This is a genomic window from Cryptosporangium sp. NPDC048952 (genome assembly GCF_043197895.1).
Classification (GTDB): domain Bacteria; phylum Actinomycetota; class Actinomycetes; order Mycobacteriales; family Cryptosporangiaceae; genus Cryptosporangium.
This window is the reverse complement of the sequence record NZ_JBICTY010000006.1, coordinates 599,380-621,637: the sequence shown is the minus strand read 5'-3', so window position 1 is coordinate 621,637 and position 22,258 is coordinate 599,380. Positions and strand designations below refer to the sequence as shown.

22 protein-coding genes are annotated in these 22,258 nt (G+C 69.8%); 17 read left to right on the top strand and 5 right to left on the bottom strand.

The annotated features are described in order from the left end of the window. Positions 1-2 precede the first annotated feature (2 nt). From ACGFY5_RS33300 to phoU (ACGFY5_RS33255), 10 genes are all read left to right on the top strand, one after another. Complete coding sequence (locus tag ACGFY5_RS33300; protein WP_392726274.1) at positions 3-1,496, top strand: CpaF family protein; 1,494 nt, start codon at positions 3-5, stop codon at positions 1,494-1,496. Beyond that, complete coding sequence (locus ACGFY5_RS33295; RefSeq protein ID WP_392726272.1) at positions 1,493-3,424, top strand: type II secretion system F family protein; 1,932 nt, start codon at positions 1,493-1,495, stop codon at positions 3,422-3,424. The genes ACGFY5_RS33300 and ACGFY5_RS33295 overlap by 4 nt, the downstream gene beginning before the upstream one ends. Before the next feature lie 2 nt (positions 3,425-3,426). Next, positions 3,427-4,341 (top strand): type II secretion system F family protein, encoded by a 915-nt coding sequence (locus ACGFY5_RS33290; RefSeq protein WP_392726269.1) that lies wholly within the window; start codon positions 3,427-3,429, stop codon positions 4,339-4,341. Then, the gene (locus ACGFY5_RS33285; RefSeq protein ID WP_392726266.1) at positions 4,338-4,937 is read left to right on the top strand and encodes a prepilin peptidase; all 600 of its coding nucleotides are present in this window, start codon (positions 4,338-4,340) and stop codon (positions 4,935-4,937) included. The genes ACGFY5_RS33290 and ACGFY5_RS33285 overlap by 4 nt, the downstream gene beginning before the upstream one ends. 252 nt (positions 4,938-5,189) lie before the next feature. Then, positions 5,190-6,290: a phosphate ABC transporter substrate-binding protein PstS gene (gene pstS, locus ACGFY5_RS33280; RefSeq protein ID WP_392726264.1), complete on the top strand. Its 1,101-nt coding sequence runs from the start codon at positions 5,190-5,192 to the stop codon at positions 6,288-6,290. Positions 6,291-6,414: 124 nt separating this feature from the next. Then, positions 6,415-7,446 (top strand): phosphate ABC transporter permease subunit PstC, encoded by a 1,032-nt coding sequence (gene pstC, locus ACGFY5_RS33275; RefSeq protein WP_392726262.1) that lies wholly within the window; start codon positions 6,415-6,417, stop codon positions 7,444-7,446. 1 nt (position 7,447) lies between these two features. Further along, complete coding sequence (gene pstA / locus ACGFY5_RS33270) at positions 7,448-8,521, top strand: phosphate ABC transporter permease PstA (protein ID WP_392726259.1); 1,074 nt, start codon at positions 7,448-7,450, stop codon at positions 8,519-8,521. A 40-nt stretch (positions 8,522-8,561) separates the two neighbouring features. Continuing rightward, the gene (pstB, locus tag ACGFY5_RS33265) at positions 8,562-9,338 is read left to right on the top strand and encodes a phosphate ABC transporter ATP-binding protein PstB (RefSeq protein ID WP_392726256.1); all 777 of its coding nucleotides are present in this window, start codon (positions 8,562-8,564) and stop codon (positions 9,336-9,338) included. A 115-nt stretch (positions 9,339-9,453) separates the two neighbouring features. Continuing rightward, the gene (gene phoU, locus ACGFY5_RS33260) at positions 9,454-10,086 is read left to right on the top strand and encodes a phosphate signaling complex protein PhoU (protein ID WP_392726254.1); all 633 of its coding nucleotides are present in this window, start codon (positions 9,454-9,456) and stop codon (positions 10,084-10,086) included. Positions 10,087-10,193: 107 nt separating this feature from the next. Beyond that, a complete protein-coding gene (gene phoU, locus ACGFY5_RS33255) occupies positions 10,194-10,832 on the top strand; it encodes a phosphate signaling complex protein PhoU (protein ID WP_392726253.1) in 639 nt (212 codons plus the stop codon). On the opposite strand, the gene ACGFY5_RS33250 is transcribed toward phoU (ACGFY5_RS33255), so the two are convergent. Both ACGFY5_RS33250 and ACGFY5_RS33245 read right to left on the bottom strand, forming a co-directional pair. Next, a complete protein-coding gene (locus ACGFY5_RS33250; protein ID WP_392726251.1) occupies positions 10,829-11,824 on the bottom strand; it encodes an anion permease in 996 nt (331 codons plus the stop codon). The two genes, phoU (ACGFY5_RS33255) and ACGFY5_RS33250, sit on opposite strands and share 4 nt — an antisense overlap. Before the next feature lie 3 nt (positions 11,825-11,827). Beyond that, on the bottom strand, positions 11,828-12,454 hold the full coding sequence (locus ACGFY5_RS33245; RefSeq protein WP_392726248.1) for a DUF47 domain-containing protein: 627 nt from the start codon (positions 12,452-12,454) through the stop codon (positions 11,828-11,830). A gap of 561 nt (positions 12,455-13,015) precedes the next feature. Here ACGFY5_RS33245 and ACGFY5_RS33240 point away from each other — a divergent pair. From ACGFY5_RS33240 to ACGFY5_RS33225, 4 genes are all read left to right on the top strand, one after another. Continuing rightward, entirely contained in the window at positions 13,016-14,548 is a 1,533-nt protein-coding gene (locus ACGFY5_RS33240; RefSeq protein ID WP_392726245.1) for an EAL domain-containing protein, read from the top strand. A gap of 508 nt (positions 14,549-15,056) precedes the next feature. Then, on the top strand, positions 15,057-15,653 hold the full coding sequence (locus ACGFY5_RS33235) for a DUF4352 domain-containing protein (protein WP_392726242.1): 597 nt from the start codon (positions 15,057-15,059) through the stop codon (positions 15,651-15,653). 19 nt (positions 15,654-15,672) lie between these two features. Continuing rightward, positions 15,673-15,975 carry a DUF2516 family protein gene (locus ACGFY5_RS33230; protein ID WP_392726240.1) on the top strand — a complete coding sequence of 101 codons (303 nt, stop codon included), beginning with the start codon at positions 15,673-15,675 and terminating at the stop codon, positions 15,973-15,975. Next, positions 15,969-16,757, top strand: a complete 789-nt coding sequence (locus ACGFY5_RS33225; RefSeq protein ID WP_392726391.1) for an alpha/beta fold hydrolase — start codon at positions 15,969-15,971, stop codon at positions 16,755-16,757. Before ACGFY5_RS33230 ends, ACGFY5_RS33225 begins: the two co-directional genes overlap by 7 nt. On the opposite strand, the gene ACGFY5_RS33220 is transcribed toward ACGFY5_RS33225, so the two are convergent. Continuing rightward, positions 16,754-17,521 carry a maleylpyruvate isomerase N-terminal domain-containing protein gene (locus tag ACGFY5_RS33220; protein ID WP_392726237.1) on the bottom strand — a complete coding sequence of 256 codons (768 nt, stop codon included), beginning with the start codon at positions 17,519-17,521 and terminating at the stop codon, positions 16,754-16,756. The two genes, ACGFY5_RS33225 and ACGFY5_RS33220, sit on opposite strands and share 4 nt — an antisense overlap. A gap of 144 nt (positions 17,522-17,665) precedes the next feature. Here ACGFY5_RS33220 and ACGFY5_RS33215 point away from each other — a divergent pair, with 144 nt between their 5' ends. Continuing rightward, positions 17,666-18,709 (top strand): UDP-N-acetylmuramate dehydrogenase, encoded by a 1,044-nt coding sequence (locus ACGFY5_RS33215; protein ID WP_392726235.1) that lies wholly within the window; start codon positions 17,666-17,668, stop codon positions 18,707-18,709. Between the two features lie 44 nt (positions 18,710-18,753). Here ACGFY5_RS33215 and ACGFY5_RS33210 read toward each other — a convergent pair whose 3' ends face one another. Together ACGFY5_RS33210 and ACGFY5_RS33205 are read right to left on the bottom strand one after the other, a co-directional pair. Further along, complete coding sequence (locus ACGFY5_RS33210) at positions 18,754-19,551, bottom strand: class I SAM-dependent methyltransferase (protein WP_392726232.1); 798 nt, start codon at positions 19,549-19,551, stop codon at positions 18,754-18,756. Then, on the bottom strand, positions 19,548-20,297 hold the full coding sequence (locus tag ACGFY5_RS33205; RefSeq protein ID WP_392726230.1) for an SDR family oxidoreductase: 750 nt from the start codon (positions 20,295-20,297) through the stop codon (positions 19,548-19,550). Before ACGFY5_RS33205 ends, ACGFY5_RS33210 begins: the two co-directional genes overlap by 4 nt. Before the next feature lie 164 nt (positions 20,298-20,461). On the opposite strand from ACGFY5_RS33205, the gene mshA reads away from it, so the two are divergent. Then, positions 20,462-21,721, top strand: coding sequence for a D-inositol-3-phosphate glycosyltransferase (gene mshA / locus ACGFY5_RS33200; protein WP_392726227.1), 1,260 nt, complete (start codon positions 20,462-20,464; stop codon positions 21,719-21,721). Between the two features lie 8 nt (positions 21,722-21,729). Continuing rightward, the gene (locus tag ACGFY5_RS33195; protein WP_392726224.1) at positions 21,730-22,224 is read left to right on the top strand and encodes a YbjN domain-containing protein; all 495 of its coding nucleotides are present in this window, start codon (positions 21,730-21,732) and stop codon (positions 22,222-22,224) included. The last annotated feature ends 34 nt before the right edge of the window (positions 22,225-22,258 follow it).

Genomic DNA, 22,258 nt, shown 5'->3' with positions numbered 1-22,258 from the left:
CCATGGGTCTCGCTGACCGCCTCCTGGCCAAGCAGAAGCAGGCCGAGGTCGAGGTCGATGAAGCCGAGGTCGAGCCGGCCGGACCGCCGCCGGTGACCGCAGAGCCGGCGATGCTGCCGATCGAGAGCCGCCGACTCGCGGCGAAAAGCCGGCGCTCGACGTCCGCTGACGGGAGCCGGCAGGACGCGGCCTCCCGGTACCGCGAGGCCGGCCGGCAGATGGTCGACCCGATCACCGAGGTGCGGCACCGGGTGCAGCGCACGCTCGCCGAGATGCTCGGCCCGAAGCTCTACGAGCACGGCGCCGAGGATCTCGACCTCCGCGTCCGGGACACGGTAAGTGACCTGCTCGCTCGTGAAGAGACACCGCTGACCGGCATCGACCGGGCCCGGATCATCCGCGAGGTCACCGACGAGGTGCTCGGGCACGGGCCGATCGAGCCGCTGCTGCGCGACCCGAGCGTCAGCGAAGTGATGGTCAACGGGCCGCACAAGGTCTACGTGGAGCGTCGCGGGCGGCTGGAGATCACCGACGCGGAGTTCAGCGACGAGGCGCACCTGCGCCGGGTGATCGACCGGATCGTCTCCCGGGTCGGCCGCCGGGTCGACGAGTCCAGCCCGATGGTCGACGCCCGTCTCCCCGACGGCAGCCGCGTCAACGCGATCGTCCCGCCGATCGCGCTGGACGGATCCACGCTGACGATCCGGAAGTTCGCCGTCGACCGGCTGACGATCGAGTCGCTGATCGAGTTCGGAACGCTCACCCGGCAGACCGCCGACCTGCTCTCGGCCTGCGTCCGCGGCCGCCTGAACGTCGTGGTCAGCGGTGGTACCGGCTCCGGTAAGACGACGATGCTCAACGTGCTGTCGAGCTTCGTGCCGCATGACGAGCGGATCGTCACGGTCGAGGACGCCGCCGAGCTCCAGCTCAATCAGGACCACGTGGTGCGGCTCGAGTCGCGCCCGGCCAACGTGGAGGGGCGCGGCACGATCTCGGCCCGCGACCTGGTGAAGAACGCGCTGCGGATGCGCCCCGACCGCATCATCGTCGGTGAGGTCCGCGACGGCGCCGCGCTCGACATGCTGCAGGCGATGAACACCGGTCACGACGGCTCGCTGACCACGCTGCACGCGAACACCCCCCGGGACGCGCTCGCGCGCCTGGAGACGATGGTGCTGATGGCCGGCATGGACCTGCCGATGCGCGCGATCCGCGACCAGGTCGTCTCGGCCGTGCACCTGATCATCCAGGTCAGCCGCCTGCGCGACGGAAGCCGCAAGGTCACCCACATCACCGAGGTCGCCGGCATGGAGGGCGACATCGTCACGATGCAGGACCTGTTCCTGTTCGACTACAACGCCGGCGTGGACGCGAAAGGCAAGTTCCTCGGCACGCTGCAGTCCACCGGCCTGCGTCCGGGCTTCATGGACGAGCTCGCCGCCCACGGCGTCAAGCTGCCGCCGGACCTCTTCGCGTCCCCGGGGCGCGGCCGGTGAAACGGTGGCTGGCGGCGACCACCGCGGTGGTCGCCCTGCTCGGCGGCGCTGCGCCGACGGTCGCTGCGCCGCCGCCGCCGCCGCAACCGCTCGAGCCGAACCGCACCGGCGGCCCGACGCTGCAGATCAGCGGGTTCCGCACGCTGCCGGGCGAGGTCGAGTTCGTGCTCCACCCCGACGGCTTCTCGACCGCGCCGGACCTCTCGGACCCGGTCGTGCGCGCGAAGGACGAGGGCGGGCTCGCCGCGACGGCGAGCGAGATACCCGAGTCGTCCGCCGACCCCAACCGCGCCGTCGTGGTCGTCCTTCACGCCAACGACGACGTCGACGTTCTGCGCGCGGCGATCGCCCGGTACGTGGTCAACGCGCCGGACGGTGTCGCGATCGGGTTGGTGGCGATCGGCGACCGCCCGGTCAACCTGATCGGCCCGACCACCGACCGCAACGACTTCCTCGCCGCGCTGGCCGACGCCGGCACCGCGGCGTCCGGTGACCTGCCCGGCGCGGTGGCCCAGGCCGACGCGATGCTGGTCGGCGCGCCCGGTACCGAGCAGTACCGAGACCGGCGCATCTTGGTCGTGACCAGCGGAGACGCGTCCGAGACAGCGACGGCCGGCACGGTCGGCGCCCGGATGGCGTCGGGGGGTCGCCCGCTCGACGCGGTCACGGTCGGGCCGGCTCCCGCCTCCGTGACCCAGCTCGTCGCGGCCACCGGAGGCGCGATCCGGACGGTCGAGGCCGTGGGCGGCGTCGGCGACGCGCTCGATCGCGCCTCGGCCGAACTGACGGCCGCCGTGCTCGTACGCGCGACCGTGCCGTACGGCCTGTCCGGGCGGACCTCGGAACTGAGCGTCACCAGCGGTGACCTGACGAGCGCGGCCACACCGGTGAAGCTCGCCGTCGACCCGGACGCGATCGCCGCCGTCCCGGCCGCGACGACGGTGACCGGTGGCTCGCTCTGGAGCCTGTTGGTCGGCCTGGCCGCGGTCAGTGCGCTGCTGGTCTGGTTCGCGGTCCGGGTGCTGGCGCCCGCGCTGGCGGGCAACGAGGGCCGCCGCGCGATGGCCCGGCTCCAACGCATCCTCGAGCACCCGCGCGGTGGCAAGCGCCGCTCGCGCTTCTCGGTCGTCACGCTGTCGGCCAAGGCGGCGGACGCCGTCAGCAAAGTGCTCACCAACCCGGCTCGGCGCGCGAAGATCGAGCTGTCGCTCGAGCGCGCGGGCAGTTCGATGACGCCGGATCAGTGGGTCGCACTGCGGATTGCGATCTGCGTCGGCCTGGTCGTCGCACTGACGCTGATGCTCGGGCTGCTGCCGGGCCTGATCCTCGGGTTCGTCGGTGGGCTCTTCGGTACCCGGAGCTGGCTGCGGATCCGCGCGGCACGGCGGGCGCGGGCGTTCGCCGAACAGTTGCCGGACTCGCTGCGGATCGTCGTCGGCTCGCTGCGGTCGGGCTTCTCGCTGCACCAGGCGATCGACTCGGTGGCGAGCGAGGGCGACGGTCCGGTCGCCGCGGAGTTCCGGCGCGCGCTCGCCGAGATCCGGCTGGGCGGCGACCTCGAGGAGGCCCTGGAACGCGTTGCCGAGCGGAACAACAGCCGGGACATCACCTGGCTGGTCATGGCGCTGCGCATCCAGAGCGACGTCGGTGGTTCGCTGGCCGAGGTCGTGGAGACGACGGTCGAGACGATGCGCGAGCGGGGCCGGTTGGAGCGCCACGTTCGGGCGCTCTCCGCCGAGGGACGGCTCTCCGGCAACCTCCTGCTCGCCCTGCCGCTCGGCGTCGGCGGCTTCATGTTCCTGATCCGCCGCGAATACGTGCGGCCGCTGTACACGACGACGGTCGGTTTCGCGATCCTCGCGTCCGCGGCGCTGCTCATGGTCGTGGGCGCGGTGTGGATCCGGAAACTGGTCAAGGTGGAGGTCTAGCCGTGACCTTCGTGCTCCTGGCCTCGCTGGCGGCGGTCATGGCCGCCGTGATGGTGATGGCCTGGTCGTTGACGGTGACGCTCCGGCCCGGCGAGAAGCTGCTGCGCTCGCTCGAAGCGTTCGAGATGGTGCGGCGGGGCGCGGTGCCGGTCGCCCAGCGATCGCTGCTCGAGCGGTTCCGGATCGTCGCGCGGAAGCAGTGCGGCATTCTCGGCAAGGCCCTGATGCTGCCGAACTCCGAGGCCCGGCTGGTCAAGCAGCTCTCGTTCGCCGGCAACCCGCTGGACTGGCCGATGGACCGCGTGATCGCGGCGAAGGGCGCGGTGGCGATCGTCGGCCTGTTCCTGGGACCGTTCTTCGGCAACGCGTTCGGCGGCGGGAGCGGGGCGGTCCTCGGGCTGATCCTCGGCCCCATCGGCGGGTTCCTGCTGCCGAACCTGCTCGTCTACAACGCCGGCACGAAGCACCAGGCGAACCTGCAGAACACGCTCACCGACGTGCTCGACACGATGGTGATCAGCGTCGAAGCCGGGCTCGGGTTCGACGCCGCGCTGGCCCAGGTCGCCGCTAACGGACGCGGGCCGTTCGTCCGCGAGATCGTGCGCGTGCTGCAGGAGCTCCAGCTGGGGCGCTCCCGGTCGGAGGCGCTGCGCGCGATGGCGGCCCGGACGACGGTGGTCGAGATCCACACGTTCGTCCGCGCGGTCGTGCAGGCCACCGACCGCGGTATCCCGATCGCCGGGGTGCTGCGCGAACAGGCGCACGAGATGCGTCTGCAACGGCGTCAGCGGGCGGAGGAGGCGGCCCAGAAAGTGCCGGTCAAGATCCTGCTCCCGGTGATCTTCTGTCTGTTCCCGGCCCTGTTCATGATCGTCATGGGCCCGGCCGTGGTGAGGATCGCCAACATCCAGTGGTGATCGTCGCCGCAGTCGTCGGGGTGCTGCTCGGCCCCTTGCTGCGTGCCGGAATCGCCCGCTACGCAGCGACGCCCCGGTTCGGCGTGGTCGAGCTGGTGGCCGCACTCGGGCTGGCGCTGGTCTCCTGGGGACTGGCGAGGGCATCGATCTGGGTGCTGCTCGCCGCGTGCTGGCTGGTGCTGTGGGGCGTCGTGCTGGCGCTCGTCGACGTGGGAGTGCAGCGGCTGCCCAATCCCTACACCGGTGCCGCCGCGGCCGGGGTGTTCGTGCTGCTGGCGGCGGAGTTGGAGCCCGCCCGGCTGGGCCGGGCGGTGCTCTGCGGGCTCGGGGCAGCGGCCTGGTACTTCCTGCTGGCGTTCGTCCTGCCGGCCGGGATGGGCTTGGGAGACGTGAAACTCGCGTTCCCGCTGGGGCTCGCGCTCGGCTGGTGGGGCGGTGTCGTGGCGCTGTTCGGGATCGCTGCGGGGTTCCTGCTGCACGGCCTGCTGACGCTTGTGCTGCTCGTCACCCGGAGGATCGGACGCCGTGGTCAGCTGCCCCACGGGCCCGCGATGATCATCGGGGCGGTAACCGCGCTGGCCCTCTTCGGTAGCTGATTACCCATTTTGACAGCAATTACAGAGTGTAACTAAAGTGCCGGTGATGCGGGATCGTGATCGCGGGGCGTGATCTCGTTCACCTAATGGCCACCGACCTGTGCAGAGACGGTTAATCCGGCAACTTGCGGTGTTCACCCCACGTTCATTTGGCCCCGGGGAGCGCGTCACTTTCGCTACCTAGCGTTCCGAACGACCGGCGAGGTAGCCGGCCCCAGAGGACTGGGCTGTATCCCTCGGAGGGACTTGAACGTGAAGCTGTACCGCACTGGCGCCTTCGCCGGGATCGCGCTTGCCAGCCTGCTCGCTGTTTCCGCCTGTGGATCGGACAACGTCGACTCCGCGAGCTCCGACAACAGCGCGGGCAGCAGCAGCAACCCGAACTGCGCCGAAGGCCAGATCTCTGCCGCCGGTTCGTCGGCGCAGAAGACCGCGATGAACGCTTGGACGACCGCGTACGCCAAGGAATGTGGCGCGCAGATCAACTACGCCGCCACCGGTTCCGGTGCGGGCGTGACCGACTTCAACGCCGGCAAGGTGGCCTTCGCCGGTTCCGACTCCTCCCTCAAGGACGACGAGCAGACCGCTGGCGACACCCGCTGCAAGACCGGCAAGGCGATCAACATCCCGGGTATCGCCACCGCCGTCGCGATCGTCTTCAACGTGAACGGCGTCGACAAGCTGTCGCTCGACCCGGCGACGATCTCCGGCATCTTCCAGGGCACCATCAAGACTTGGAACGACCCGAAGATCGCGAAGACCAACTCGGGCGTGACGCTGCCGTCGACCGCCATCTCGGTCGTCTTCCGCTCGAAGGACTCGGGTACCACCGACAACTTCACCAAGTTCCTCGAGGCGCAGACCCCGGAGACCTGGAAGCTCGGCACCGGTAAGGGCTGGAAGGGCACCGTCGGAACCGGCGCGCCCGACTCGGCCGGCATCGTGTCCGCCGTGACCGGCAAGGACGGCTCGATCTCCTACGTCGACGCCCCCGACGCCAAGAAGAACAACCTGAAGTCGGCCGGGATCGACACCGGTTCCGGTGCGGTCGAGATCTCCGACGACACGGTCGGCAAGGCGATCGCCGCTGCCGAGCAGGACTTCGACGGCAACAACCTGAAGCTGAAGCTGAACTACGGCCTCAAGGAGGCCGGTGCCTACCCGGCCGTGCTGGTGACCTACGAGATCACCTGCGAGAAGGGCCTCACTTCGGACCAGGTCGCGCTGACCAAGGGCTTCCTGAGCTACCTGCTCAGCGACGCCGGCCAGACCGCTGCCGCCGACGCCGGTTACTCGAAGCTGCCGGCCGAGCTGCTGACCAAGGCGCAGGCTGCCGCTGCGGCGATCGCCTGACCAGCTAGGTAGTCCGTCGGCTCGGGCCGGGTGAGGACGAACGAGTCCTCGCCCGGCCCGGGTGCGTGCAGACCTTGTCCCACCAGGGCCTCCGGTGCCCCGTACGAGTCAGAGGAAGTTCGACATGGCTGACCCCTCCACGAAACCAGCCACCGCCACCGCCACCCCTGCTGAGCCGCAACAGCTGACCCCAGCACCTCGTAATTCAGGCTTGAGCAACCAAAAGTCCACGAAGGGCGGCGATGCGGTCTTCAAATTCATCTCGACGGGCGCCGGGGCGGTCCTGCTCGCGATCATGGCCGCGATCGCGGTCTTCCTGATCTACAAGTCGATCGACGCATTCACCAACAACGACGGCAACTTCTTCACGACGAAGGAGTGGCAGCCCGACCCCTCGACCGCGGGTGGCCCGTCGGTCTTCGGTATCGCAGCGCTGACGTTCCACACCGTCGTCACCGGTCTGATCGCGATGCTCATCGCGGTCCCGGTCGCGGTCGGCATCGCGCTGTTCATCACGTTCTACGCGCCGCGTCGCCTCTCGCAGGGCCTGGCCTACCTGGTCGACCTGCTCGCAGCGGTGCCGTCGGTGGTCTACGGCCTCTGGGGTCTGTTCCTCCTCGTGCCGAACATGACCGGCCTGACGCTCTTCCTCGACAAGTACCTCGGCTGGATCCCGCTGTTCGCGTACCGCCCCGACGACGTCCCGGGCAACCGCTCGGACTTCACCGTCGGCATCGTGCTCGCGGTCATGATCCTGCCGATCGTCGCCGCGATCACCCGCGAGGTGTTCCGCCAGGTTCCGCCGGCCAACGTGGAGGGTGCGCTGGCGCTGGGGGCGACCCGCTGGGAGATGATCCGGCTCTCGGTGCTGCCGTTCGGCCGCGCCGGCATGGTCTCCGCCGCGATCCTCGGCCTCGGCCGCGCGCTCGGTGAGACGCTCGCCGTCACGATCATCCTGGCCAGCGCCTACAACGTGAGCATCCACATCACGGAGAACGGCGGCGTCACGTTCGCGTCGAACATCGCGAGCAAGTACGACGAGGCCGGAACGATCGGAACCAGCGCGCTCATCGCGTCCGGTCTCTGCCTGTTCGTCATCACGCTCGTCGTCAACTCGCTGTCGCAGCTGATCGTGCGTCGCAAGAAGGTGTCCTGACATGGCTACTCTCCAGGCTTCCCCGTCCGACGTCGCGAGCAATCTGCGCGGGCAGAAGCTCCCCAGCTGGGCGCCCTGGGCGATCGGCGTCGGCTCGATCGTCCTCAGCGGGCTGATCTTCGGCTTGACCGGTGACAGCTTCAACAAGGCGCGGTTCGCGGTGCTCGCCGCCCTGCTGTTCATCGTGCTGCTCACCGGAGCCAGCTTCGCGGTGGAAGGTCGCCGGCAGGCCGTCGACCGTCTGTTCACGACGTTCGTCTATTCGGCGTTCGTGCTCGCTGTCGCGCCGCTGTTCTCGATCATCTACTACACGCTGTCGCAGGGCATCGGCGTCATCGACGGCGGCTTCCTGACGCACTCGATGTTCACGATCTCCGAGGACAGCTTCGGCGGTGGCGCCTATCACGCGATCATCGGCACGCTGATCGTCACCGCGATCGCGGCCGTGTTCGCCGTGCCGATCGGTGTGCTGACCGCGGTCTACCTGGTCGAGTACGGCGAGGGTAAGCGGTTCGCCAAGGCCGTCAGCTTCTTCGTCGACGTCATGACCGGCATCCCGTCGATCGTCGCGGGTCTGTTCATCTTCACGTTCTGGCTGCTCACGCTCGGCTTCCAGAAGTCCGGCTTCGCCGGTGCGCTCTCGCTGGTCATCCTCATGCTCCCGGTCATCGTCCGGTCGACGGAGGAGATCCTGCGCCTGGTGCCGCACGAGCTGCGCGAGGCCTCCTACGCGCTCGGCGTTCCGAAGTGGAAGACGATCACCAAGATCGTTCTGCCGACCGCGTTCAGCGGCATCGTCACCGGCGTGATGCTGGCGATCGCCCGCGCGATGGGTGAGACCGCGCCGCTGCTGCTGCTCGTCGGTGTCCAGGCGAAGATCAGCTTCGACCCGTTCGCCGACCCGATGTCGACGCTGCCGACGTTCATCTACTCGCAGCTCGGTTCCGCGGCCGGTAACCCCGACGCCCCCGGTACCGCGCGTGCGTGGGGTGCGGCCGTGACGCTGATCGCGATCATCATGATCTTCAACCTGCTCGCCCGCTTCGTCGGGCGGTTCACCCGGGCCCGCGGCTGAGTCCCGCACTCCACCCCTCATCTGTGAAAGGCGAAACCTCATGTCCAAGGGACTCGAAGTCAAGGACCTGAACATCTACTACGGCAGCTTCCTCGCGGTCGAGGGAGTGTCGATGTCGATCGAGCCGCGGTCGGTCACCGCGTTCATCGGCCCGTCCGGCTGCGGCAAGTCCACGGTGCTCCGCACGCTCAACCGCATGCACGAGGTCATTCCCGGTGCGCGCGTCGAGGGCAAGGTGCTGCTCGAGGGCGAGGACATCTACGGCAACTCGGTCGACCCGGTGAACGTCCGCCGCACGATCGGCATGGTGTTCCAGCGCCCGAACCCGTTCCCGACGATGTCGATCTACGACAACGTCATCGCCGGCCTGAAGCTCCAGGGCCGCCAGAAGAAGAGCACGCTGGACGAGACCGTCGAGCGTTCCCTCCAGGGTGCGAACCTCTGGAACGAGGTCAGGGACCGGCTGAAGAAGCCCGGCTCGGGCCTCTCCGGTGGTCAGCAGCAGCGTCTGTGCATCGCCCGTGCGATCGCGGTGCAGCCCGACGTCCTGCTGATGGACGAGCCGTGCTCGGCGCTGGACCCGATCTCGACGCTCGCGATCGAGGACCTGATCCAGCAGCTGAAGACCGACTACACGATCGTCATCGTCACGCACAACATGCAGCAGGCCGCGCGTGTGAGCGAGCGCACCGGGTTCTTCAACCTCTCGGCGGTCGGCAAGCCCGGCAAGCTCGTCGAGATGGACGACACCCAGAAGATCTTCACCAACCCGACCGACAAGCGCACCGAGGACTACATCACCGGCCGCTTCGGCTAAATCCCCAGAATGTCCGCGGGCCTGGAGGGGCTGGTCCGCGGCCTCGCGCACCGCGGCCGGACCGGAGCCGGCTGCGGTGCGCGCCCCGATCTTCCCTTCTGCGAGGAGAATTCCCGTGCGGGATGAATTCCGTCGTGCGCTCGCGACGGCCGAGGACACCCTGGCCGAGTTGGCCGACATCGCGGCCGCCGCGGTCGCCCAGGCGACAGTGGCGCTGCTCGACGCGGACAAAGATGCTGCCGAGAACTCGCTGCAGCAGAACCAGGCGCTCCGTGCGCGCCTGACCGAGCTGGAGAACAACGCCTACGACCTGCTGGCGCTCCAGGCGCCGGTGGCTTCGGACTTGCGGGTCCTGGTCACTGTCGTCCGGCTGGGCGCCGACGTCGAGCGGATGGGCTCGCTAGCGGCCCACATCGCCGATACCGCGAACCGCGGCAGCGTCGTGCCGGAGCCGCTGATTCCGGTGTTCCGTCAGATGGGTGAGGTCGCCCAGCAGATGGCGATCGACGCCGCCGCGGCGCTGCGCTCGCGGGACACCGCGGACGCCGGCCGGCTCGCGGAGGACGACGACACCGTCGACCGGCTGCGGTTGGAACTGTTCAGCCAGATCGCCGGCGACTGGCCCTACGGCGCCCAGGCCGCCGCCGACGTGGCCCTGGCCGGTCGGTACTACGAGCGGTTCGCCGACCACGCGGTGGCGATCGCCGACGCGGTGGTGTACCTGGTCACTGGAGTGACCGCGGAGTGATTCTTCTCGTGCCCGGTCCGCCGAACCAGGTTCGGCAGGCCGGGCACGGGTATGTTCCTCGGACCTGCGGCGAGGGGTAGAGGGTGCGCGAGGGATTCCACGGCCAATTGACAGCGATTCGCGGTGCGCTGGCCGACATGACCGACACCGCGGCGGTCGCGATGGAACGGGCGACGGTGGCGCTGCTCGGCGCCGACCTGACCGTCGCCGAGGCGGTGAGCGCGCTCGCCGTGCAGCTCGACACGGCCCGGCGGGTGGTCGAGGACCAGACGTACGAGGTGCTGGCACTGCAGCAGCCGGTCGCCAGTGACCTGCGCACGATGGTGATGGCGATCAAGGTCGGCGGCGACATCCATCGCATGGGAACACTCGCTCAGCACGTGTCGAAGGTCGCGGTGCGGCGGTATCCGGGGTACGCGGTGCCGGACTCGCAGTTCCCGCTGATCCGGAAGATGGGTGACGTCGCGGTCCGGATGGCGCAGAGCGCCGGCGCGGTGCTCAACTCCACGGACGCGGCGGACGCCGGGCGCCTCTCGATCGACGACGACGCGATGGACGGTCTACGCCGGACACTCTTCCGGACGCTGCTCGACGACTGGCCGCACGGCGTCGAGTCGGCGATCGACGTCGCGCTCCTGGGGCGCTACTACGAGCGGTTCGCCGACCACGCCGTGGCGATCGCCGACGGCGTGGTCTACCTGGTCACCGGCGAAATGCCCAAGGACCACGACGAAAAGCTGATCTAGAACATCAGTGCGTGGAGGATCGATTCCAGGGCTGCGGCGACCAGGGCGGCGGCGGGGATCGTGAGGACCCAGGCCGTGACGATGTTGGTGGCCACGCCCCAGCGCACCGCGCTCAGGCGCTTCGTCGCGCCGACGCCCATCACCGACGACGTGATCGTGTGCGTCGTCGAGATCGGCACGTGGAACACGTAGGCCGTCGTGTAGAGCACCGCGGCGGCCGCGGTCTCGGCCGCGAACCCGCGCGGCGGGTCGAGGTGGATGATCCGGCGGCCGAGCGTCCGCATGATCCGCCACCCACCGGCGTACGTTCCCGCCGCGAGCGCCAGCGCGACCGCGAGGATCACCCACAGCGGCACCTCGAAGCCGGTGTGGTGGCCGCCGACGACCAGCGCCAGCACGATCACGCCCATCGTCTTCTGGGCGTCCTGCAGCCCGTGCCCGAGCGCCATCGCCGCGGCCGACGCGGTCTGCGCGTACCGGAAGCCCCGGCTCATCTTCGCCGGGTGCGCCCGCCGGAACGTCCAGAGGATCGCCAGCATCAGCAGGTAGCCCAAGCCGAACCCGACGATCGGCGAGAGCACCATCGGGATCACGACCTTGTCGACGACCCCGGCCCACTTCACTATCGCGTCGGAGGAGAGCGCCGCTCCGACCAGGCCGCCGATCAACGCGTGCGAGGACGACGAGGGCAGCCCGAAGTACCAGGTGATGAGGTTCCACACGATCGCGCCGAACAGCGCGCAGAACACCAGCAGCAGGCCTTCGCCGCCGCTGGGCGCGGACACGATCCCCTCACCGACGGTCTTCGCGACGTCGGTGCCGAGCAGCGCACCGGCCAGGTTGGCCACCGCCGCCAGGATCAGCGCGGCCCGTGGCGTCAGGGCACGGGTGGAGACCGACGTGGCGATCGCGTTCGCCGCGTCGTGGAAACCGTTGGTGTAGTCGAACGCCAGCGCGATGACGATGATCGCGATGACCGGGAGCAGTTCCACCGGTCAGGACTCCTTGACCGCGATCGTCTCGACCGTGTTCGCGACGTGCTCGAACGCGTCGGCGGCTGCTTCGAGCTCGTCGGCGACCTCCTTGAGCTTCATCACGGTCAACGTGTCGTACTCGCCGCTGAACAGCCGGACGAGCAGCATCCGGTAGGCGTGGTCGCCTTCGTTCTCGATCTGGTTGGCCTCGATCCAGTACGCCTCGAGGTCTTTGAGCGACTGCAGGCGCGGCATCGCGGAGGCGGTGAGCCGCGCGGCCCGGCTGAGCGTCTCGATCAGCTCGTGCATCTCCCGCGGCAACGCCGGCAGCGTCGAGAGCCCGTACAGGTAGATGAGGTTGCCCGCCGCCTCCATGTGGTCCATGACGTCGTCGAGCAGCGAGCCCAGCTGGTAGATGTCCTCGCGGTCGAACGGCGTGACGAACGTCGAGTTCAGCTTCCGCAACAGAGCGTGCGTAACCTCGTCGTTGGCGTGCTCGACGTCCTTCATCCGGTCGGAGATCGACTGGAAGTCGGGAGCGGGCAGGCTGAGCTCTTCGAGGATGTCCGCGCCCTTCACCAAGTTGTCTGCTGCCTGGCTGAAGAAATCGTAGAAGGCGGTCTCGGTGGGGCGGAGCCGGAAGCGCACGTGAACCCCTGGTGACGTCGAGGTGTCGGAAACTTGTACTGCGTGAAGATGCTAGGTACACGCTCTGCGGCGCAATGCATCGGGCGCCCGTGAAGCGAACTTGGCGGGTGTCATTCGGCATTGTCGTCATAATCAGCGTTTTCGTTCTTTTTCTACCTAATGATGATGTTCCCTCAGGCTTCCCTTCGGGAACCGACAAGGTGGTTCATGGTGCGCTTTTTGCTGCGTTGGCGCTGACCGGGTTCCGTGCCGGAGTGCGCGCAGGATGGCTGCTGCCCGCGCTCGTGGCGTATGCCGTGGTGTCGGAAATAGTCCAGTCCGTACCGGCGCTCGGCCGTTCTTCCGACCCGCTCGACGTGATAGCCGATTGTGTCGGCATCGGGTGGCTGTGTTCGGTGAACATTTGTCGGACCCCTCGTTAACGCCGGTCGCGATGGTGCGGAGACGCTGAATACTGGCTCCGTGGGGGAATCGATCCAGTACAGAGCAGTCGTTGACCTGTTCAGCGGGCGTGTACCGGCCCATGAGGTCGCGGCGGGCCGCGGGGTCCATCCCCTCCGGATGATCGAACTGGCCGCCGGGTTGCCGACGCCGCTGCACCTCCCGCTCCACCCCGACGCGCTGCTCCGCGACCCCGCGCTGCCCGACGCGCTCGCCGAGCGCTGTGCCGCCACCCGGCGCGCGCCCGACACCGTCACCGTGCTGCTCGCCGAGCGCAACTGCATGACCGACGTCGTGAGCCTGCGCCGCCGGTGCGCGGCTCTGCGTCGCCACGGCTTCTCGATCGGCGTCGACGACGTCGGTGCGCTGCACGGCTCGCTGTCGGTGCTGGCCGCGATCCACCCCCAGGTGGTCAAGGTGCACCACACGCTCGTCAGCTCGATCGCCGAGTACCCGGAAGCGTCCGCGGTCATCGAGGCGATCGTGCTGTTCGCCCGCAAGATCGGCGCGACGCTCACCGCGACCGGTGTCGACTCGGACGCCGCGGTCACCGCGCTGCGGTCGCTCGGCGTCGCCTACGGGCAGGGTGCGGCGCTCGGCGGTACCGACCACCAGTGGCGGGACGTCGTCGCGGTGCCGCCACTCCTGGTCACCGACCGGCCCGCGGCCCGCGACGACGACTCCGCCGGTGACGCGTTCGAGGGTCAGACGATTCGTGAGCTGCTGCGCCGCGCGATGGTCGCGTCCGTCGACGCGTCCGGTGACGAGATCCGCGACGTGTTCGGGCTCGACGAGGACCTGCTGACCGTCGTCCTTCTCGACGAGGTGGGCCACATCGCCGGCGTCATCCCGCGGGGGACGTTCATGCTGGCGGCCAGTGGGCCGTTCGGGCACGCGCTGCACGCCCGCCGCGGTGTCCTCCAGCACGCGGTCCAGCCCCGGCTGGTCGCGCCCGACACGCCGGTGGCCGACGCGATCCGGCTGGTCACGTCCCGCTCGCGCAGCCGCGTCTACGACGACCTCGTGGTGGGCGACCGCGACGGGCGCTGCGTCGGCATCGTGCGGGTCGCGGACCTGCTCACCGCTTCGCAGCGCAACCAGGTGGACGTCGCGATCTCGCTCGACCCGGTCACCGAGCTGCCCAGCGGCAAGGTCGTCGAGGAGACCGTCCGCCGCCGGCTGCGCGACCCGAACGGCGTGGCGATCAGCTGGGTCGAGGTGGATCGGCAGGCGGTCGTCGACGCCGAGGGGTTCCTGGCTGGGAACGCGCTGATCGTCGAGTCCGCGGTCGTGCTGCGGCGGGTCGCCGCGTCGATGGGTGGGGGGTGCTGGCTCGGGCACTTCGGGGCCGGCGCGTTCGTGATGCTCTCCGACCGGAACGCTGCGGACCGGACCGTTCGCTCGCTGCTCGATCTGCGTCCGGAGGACCGGTACGGGCGGCCGGTCGACCTCGCGGTGGCGACGCTCGACTGCCCGCCGACATCCGCCGCCGCGGACGTGAACGGGCTCTCACTGCGACTGGCGGAATTGATGCGTCATGCGCACCAACTGGGCGGCACCGCCTGGACCGGTGCCTCCGCAGCGGAGCCGGGTATTCGCGTTCAGTACGCGAGCCGTCCGGTACTTACAGGTACCGACCTGAGTCAGGCTTAAGCCCTCCTGAAGGCTCTTCGCCTCCTGGCGACCGCGTGGTTGGATGCCACGGTCACGTATGGGACAACGGGGAACTGGAGTTTTTGCGATGGGTCAGCCCGAGGCACCCGGCTACCAACCCGGCTACGGGGGCAACCCGAGCTACGGCGGCAACCCGAACTACGGCGGAAATCCAGGGTCCACCGGGGCTCCCAGTTCCGGCGGGGCTCCGACCTACGGCGGAGCTCCCAGTTCCGGCGGGGCTCCGACCTACGGCGGAGCTCCCAGTTCCGGCGGGGCTCCGACCTACGGCGGGGCCCCCAACTACGGTGGTGCGCCCAGTTCCGGGGCGGCCCCGACCTATGGCGGGGCGCCCGCTCCCGGGTTCGGGGGTAACCCCGGGTACGGCGGAGCTCCCGGCTACGGGGGTGGCCCCGGCTTCGGTGCGCCTCCGCCGCCCCAGGGCCCCCAGGGCCCGTCGGGTCCGCAGCCCCCGAACCGCAACGTCGGGTTAATCGTCGGTGCGATCGTGGCAGCCGTCGTGCTGATCATGATCGCGGGCGGCGTCATCGCCGCCGTGTTCATCTCGAACCGCAGCGAGCCGTCCGACGACCCGACCGTCTCGATCAGCGACGGCCCGGCCGCCACCGGCGGACCCCAGACCGATACCGACCCCGGCTCGGACCCGAGCACGGACTCCACGGCGCCGACCAGCGGCAAGGGCACGATCGGCAAGCCGATCCGCCAGGGCGACCTGGTGATCACGGTCACCGGCCCGCCCCGCTGCGGCGTCAAGACGGTCGGCGAGGGCTACGGGGTCTACGAGACCACCAAGGGCCAGTTTTGCCTGATCGACCTCAAGTTCGAGAACACCGGCAAGAAGGCGCTCAAGCCGAAGGACTTCGGGACCTACCTGATCGACGAGCAGGGCGGCGAGACCTACGTCGACTTCTCCTCGTACAAGGCGAACCCGGACGGCAAGCAGCCGCTGTTCGAGAACATCTACCCGGGCAAGAGCGCGGTAGGCATCATCGTGTTCGACATCCCGGCCGACCAGAAGCCCGCCGAGCTCAAGATGAACCCGGTCGGCGACTACTCCGACGAGATCCTGATCTCGCTCAAGTAGCGGCCTGTAGGCTGAAGACGTGGGTGGATGGGTTGGACAAGTCATCCAGGTCATCAACTTGGTGGTCCTGGTAGTGAGCCTCGGCCTAGAGGCATGGGCGTTCGTGCATGCGCTGCTGCAGAAGGCAGAGGCGTTCCCGGCCGTCGAGACGCTGCAGAAGGGTGTCTGGCTGGCGCTCATCGGCGGCACGATGCTCGCGTCCCTGCTGTTCTTCGCGTTCGGCATGCTGTTCGCGATGATCGCGTTGATCGCGGCCCTCGTGTACCTGCTCGACGTGCGGCCGCGCATCCGGGAGATCAGCGGCGGTGGTAGTCGCTGGTAGAAGGCCGGCCGGTCGGCCGCGTCGGAGACGTCGACTGGCTGCTCACCGGTAGCGGTGACCCGGTCACCGTCTTCGCACACGGGTTCGGCGGTGGCATCAGCGACACCCGCCCGCTCGGGTCCGGCGTCGACGGCACCCGGGTGTTCCTGTCGTTCCGCGGGCACGGCGGTTCCGGCCCGCTCCCACCCGACTGGACCTACGACACGCTCGCCGACGACGTCCGGCAGGTGGCCGATCTCCACGGGGCCACCCGCGCTGTCGGCGCCAGCCTCGGCGCGGGCGCGCTGACCCGGCTGGTCGCCGACGAGCCCGAGCGCTTCGAGCGCCTGGTGCTGTTCCTCCCGGCGGTGCTCGACGAACCGCGGCCGGCCGAGGCGCGCGGCCGGTTCGTCGCGCTGGCCGACGCCCTCGACGCGGACGACGAGGACCGCCTGGCGTCGGTGGTGGCGCTCGAGGTGCCCGCGGAGTTCAGCGGGTCGGCGGCCGCCCGCACGTACGTACGGCAGCGAACCGTCGCCCTGCGCGCACCGGGCATGCGCGAGGCGCTCCGGCGACTTCCCGCATTGACAGCGGTGCCCTCGGCGGACGCGTTGCGAGCGCTCCGCGCGCCGACGTCGGTGATCGGCTGCGTCGGTGATCCGCTGCACCCGGCGTCGGTCGCCGAAGCGCTTGCCGACGCGGTGCCGAACGCGATCCTGCACGTCTATCCGCAGCCGGGAGTGCTGTGGAACCAGCGCGGTGACCTGCGACGCCGGATCAGCGAATTCCTGAACAGCCGCTAGGCGATCAGGACCCGGGGGAGCTCCGGGTTGCCCTCGACAGTGAGCACCGTGAACGGAACCCGGCCCCACAGCGCCAGCAGCAGGTCACTGGCGCTTCCGCTCACCGCGCTCTGGGCGTGCGGCGAGTCGTCGAAGACCGTGCCGGTGTCCAACAGCGAGATGCCGACGCCACGCAGCCGCACCGCCCAGTGCGCGTCGGCGTCGGTGGTGCGCAGTGTCACCACGCCGCGCTGACCCTCGGGGTCCCAGTCGTGCTTGGACGGCAGGAACGTGTCGAGCATCTCGTCGATGCCGTCGACGGCGAGGCGCGTGTCGATCGGCTCGGTGAGCGCGGCGCCGGCCCCGAGTTGGGCGTCCCAGCGGTGCACCGCGGTTTCCTGCGCCATCCGGCGGAACCAGAACTTCGCGACCTTGTCCTGCACGATCGACCAGTTCCACGCCGGAGAGTCGGGATCGGTCGACTCGAGCGCGGCCAGGACGATGCGGAACGACTCGTCCCACCACTCGATGACGGCGGGGCCGGCAGGCGCGATCGACGGATCCTCGTCCTCCTGCTCGGGAGGCGTCGCCACTCCGCGGGTCAGGTGTTCGGCGTGGAACCGGTACACGGCACCGACGTGCGCAACCAGCTGTTCGACGTTCCATTCCGGACAGGAAGGCACCTGCGAACCGAGCGTCTCCGGGGTCAGCGCCGCGCGGAACGCGGCGCCCTCGCGCCGTAGGCTGTCCAGCCAGAACTCGGCGTTCGGGCGGCTCTCGCTCATGTCGCGTCCTGTCGCGTGATGGGGGCTCGACGGCCCCACTATCGATCAACGTGGGCGGGTTCTCGAACCAGCCTAGGGTGTCCGCGGATCCGATACCCCGGGCGGGCCATCGGCAACCGGTGGTCGAGCCGTATCGTTCCAGGAGTGAGCGACGCATCCCTGGCTCCCCTGACCACCATCGGTCTGGGTGGCCCGGCGGCCACCCTCGTCACCGCCGCTGATGCCTCCGAGATCGCCGAAGCGATCCGCCTGGCCGACGCCACCGGTCGGCCGCTCCTCGTGCTGGCGGGTGGCAGCAACGTGGTGATCGCCGACGAGGGGTTCGCCGGCACGGTCGTGCTCGTCCGGTCGAGCGGCGTGGCGGCCACGCGCCGCGGTGAGGACATCGAACTCACCGTGCAGGCCGGCCACGACTGGGACGAGTTGGTCGAGCAGGCCGTCGCCGAGGGGTGGTCGGGGCTGGAGTGCCTGTCCGGAATCCCCGGCTCCACGGGGGCCACGCCCATTCAGAACGTCGGTGCCTACGGTGCCGAGGTCTCCGACGTGCTGATCGACGTCACCGCGCACGACCGGGTGCTCGACGAAATCGTGCAGTTGTCGGCGGAGGAGTGCGGATTCGGGTATCGGCACTCGACGTTCAAGGAGACCGACCGGTACGTGGTGCTGTCGGTGCGGTTCCGGTTGCGGCCGGGGTTCGAGTCGCGGCCGTTGCGGTACGGGGAGCTGACCCGGGTGCTCGGTGTTGCTCCGGGGGGTGTGGCGCCATTGGGTGATGTCCGGGACGCCGTTCTCGGGCTGCGGCGGGGCAAGGGCATGGTTCTCGACCCCGAGGATCCCGACACGCGCAGCGTCGGGTCGTTCTTCACCAACCCGGTGCTCGACCCCGAGGTGTTCGCGAACCTCGAGATCCGGCTGCCGGAGGCGCCGCCGCGCTGGGACGCCCCGGGTGGGCGCGTCAAGACGTCAGCGGCCTGGCTCATCGAGCGCGCGGGGTTCAAGCGTGGGTACGGGCGCGACGGCGTCGGTATCTCGACGAAGCACACGCTCGCGTTGACGAACCGCGGCGACGGCACGACGGCCGCGCTCCTCGACCTCGCCGAGGAGATCGTCGCCGGGGTCCAGGGCGCCTACGGAGTAACCCTCGTCCCCGAACCCCGCCTCGTAGGCGTGGACCTCGTCACCCGCTGACCCCGCGCCGCAGGCGGCGGCCGTGGGCAGGGCGGCGGCCGTGGTCAGAGCGGGGCGACGCAGGCCCACGGGAGCGTGAGCTCGCCCAGGCGCCAGCGGCGGCGGTCGCCGAGGACCGGCCAGCCGTCGGCGGCGAGGCGGGACACCGCGTCGACCCAGCGCTGGCGGGGGCCGAAGGGGGCCATCGGCGCGGCGGCGTCCCACGCGGCGTCGAACGCGACGAACAGCGCGTGCACGCGCTCACCCGGCACGTTCCGGTGGATCAATGCTTTGGGCAGGCGCTCGGCCAGCGTCGACGGCCGGTCGAGCGAGGCCACCCGCACTGCAAACGTGAGCGTCCGGGGCCCCTCCGGCCCGAGCGTCACCCACCCACCGACGCGGCCCAACTCGTCACACGTGCCGTCGATCAGAACGCCGTCCGGCGCGAGGCCACCGCACAGCGTGCGCCAGGCGTCGGCGGCAGCCGCCTCGTCGTACTGGCGCAGGACGTTCGCCGCACGCACCACCGCAGGGCGCAGCCCCGCCAACTCGAACCCCCCGCGCCGGAACGTCAGCGCGGGCGGCTCGGCCGCGTCCGCCGCCGCGGCCACCCGCTCGGCGTCCAGCTCCAACCCGACGACCCGGACGTCCGGACAGCGGGACCGCAACCGTCCGTAGAGCTCGACGGTCGTCACCGGCGAAGCGCCGTACCCGAGGTCGACGACCAGCGGCGCCGGCGGCAGCGGCAGCGTGTCGACCAGCCACCGGTCCATCCGGCGCAGCCGGTTGGGATTCGTGGTGCCGCGGGTGGGCAGCCCCAGCGCGCGGGCGCGCCCCGCCGCCAGCCGAGGCGCTTTCTTCATCGAGTCCGGTGCACCTTGTAGTTCGATGCCTGCGCCACGGGCCGCACCACGAGGAGGTCGATGTCCACGTGCTTCGGCCGCGTCACGGCCCACGCGACGCAGTCGGCGACGTCCTCGGCGGACAACGGCTCCGCCACGCCCTCGTAGACCTTGTCGGCGCGGGCCTGGTCACCGGCGAACCGGACGGTCGAGAACTCCTCGGTCTTCACCATGCCCGGTGCGATCTCGGTCACCCGGATCGGCAACCCGTTGAGCTCCAGGCGCAGCGTCTCGGCGAACGCGTTGATCGCGTGCTTGGCCCCGGTGTACCCGGCGCCGCCCTCGTAGACGCCGTGCCCGGCGGTGGACGACATCAGCACGACGATCGCGTCGTCAGCGGCCTTGAGCGCCGGCAGCAGGGCCTTCGTCACGCGCAGCGTGCCGATGACGTTGACCTCGTACATCCACTGCCAGTCGGCGGGGTCGGTGACCTCGATGGGCTCCTGGCCCTTCGCGCCGCCGGCGTTGTTGAGCAGGACCTTCACCGGACCGGGCACGGCCTCGACGAACGCGGCCACCGACGCCTCGTCGGTGACGTCCAGCGGCAGCGCGGTCCCGTCGATCTCCGCGGCGAGCGCGTCCAACCGGTCCTTGCGTCGAGCACCGAGCACGACGTGGAAGCCCTCAGCGGCCAACCGCCGGGCGCTCGCGGCTCCGATTCCACTGCTGGCGCCGGTGACGACTGCGACCGGCCGGGGGTTGTCCATGCCCCGATCCTGCCGCATGTCCGGTGCCGCAGGTCACGTGGCGGTGCCCGGAAGATAGTTGAAGTCGAGAGTGTTACGTAGGGTCGGGTTGCGGGGAAGTCGAAGTAGTTCGGGAGGAGTCACGGGTGTCATTTCGGTCTCGCCGGCAGCGAAACGGACAAGAGTTGCCACGGCGGGTCGCCACGATCACCCTCCATACCTCTCCGCTAGACCAGCCAGGAACGGGCGACGCGGGCGGATTGAACGTCTACGTCGCGGAGGTCTCCCGGCGCCTCGCGGCAGCGGGTGTGCAGGTCGAGATCTTCACCCGGGCCACGTCATCGGACCTCCCGCCGATCGTCGAGATGACGCCCGGCGTGCTGGTGCGGCACGTCCCCGCTGGCCCGTACGAGGGCCTGGGCCGCGACGAACTGCCCGGTCAGCTGTGCGCGTTCTCCGGCGCGGTGCTGGAGGCCGAGGCGCACCAGGAACCCGGTTGGTACGACCTCGTGCACTCGCACTACTGGCTCTCCGGGCAGGTGGGGGCGCTCGCCCGGATGCGCTGGGGCGTGCCGCTGGTGCACTCCGCGCACACGCTCGCGAAGGTGAAGAACGCGGCGCTGGCCGACGGTGACAAGCCCGAGCCTGCCTCCCGGGTGCTCGGCGAGGAGCAGGTGGTCGCCGACTCCGACCTGCTGATCGCGAACACTCCCGCAGAGGCGCGCCAGCTCGTCGAGCTCTACGGCGCCGACGCCGCCCGCGTCGCCACGGTGCTGCCCGGCGTCGATCTCGCACGATTCCAGCCCGGCGACCGGCGCGTCGCACGGCGGCGCTTCGGACTGCCGGAGGACGGCACCGTGCTGCTGTTCGTCGGGCGGATCCAACCGCTGAAGGCACCCGACCTGCTGGTGAAGGCCGCTGCCGAACTGGTCGCGAACGACCCCTCGCTGCGGCGGTCGCTGACCGTCGTGGTGTGCGGTGGTGCGAGCGGCAACGGCATGGAGGAGCCGGCCGCGCTGCGGCGGCTCGCGGCCTCGCTCGGCGTCTCCGACCTGGTCCGCTTCCTCGCGCCGATCCCGCCCGACGAGCTGGGGCAGCTCTACCGCGCCGCGGACGTCACTGTCGTGCCCAGCCACAACGAGTCGTTCGGGCTGGTCGCGGTCGAGTCGCAGGCGTGCGGGACGCCGGTCGTCGCCGCGTCGGTCGGTGGGTTAAGGACCGCCGTGGCCGACGGGGCTTCCGGCGTGCTGGTCGACTCGCACGATCCCGGTGACTACGCCCGCGTGCTCGGCCGGCTGATCGCCGAACCGCGGTACCGGGGTGCGCTCGGTCGCGGCGGTGTGTTGCACGCCGCACGATTCTCCTGGCAGCGCACGGCTGACGGACTTCTGGACGGGTACCGTGCCGCAATGCGCCAGCGTCGGGTCGATCTGACCCCCGTCTAGGAGGTCTCGTGGCGACAAAAGAAGAGCTGACCGCCGTCCTCGAAGCCTTTCTGAAGGATCGGGAGGCCGACTACGAGCGGACGCCCAACGGCGACTTCGTCGTCACGCTGCCCGGAACACGCAAGCAGAAGACGCTGGCGAACCTGGTCATCGGCGACCACTCGTTGCGCGTGGAAGCGTTCGTGATGCGGCACCCGGACGAGAACCGGGAGGAGTTGTACTCCTACCTGCTGACGAAGAACGCCCGGATGTACGGGGTTTCGTGGAGCGTCGACAAGGCCGGTGACGTTTATCTCACGGGGCGCCTGCCGCTCTCGTCGATCACCGAGGACGAGCTCGACCGGATCCTCGGCGCGGTGCTCGAGTACTCCGACGGCAGCTTCAACCAGATGCTCGAAATCGGATTTCCCAGCGCGATCCGGCGCGAATGGGCCTGGCGAGTGAAGCGGGGCGAGTCCCTGCAGAACCTCGAGGCGTTCGCGGACTGGGCCGGGACCGACTAGTTGCAGGGCACAAGAAACTGGCAGTAACGTCCGC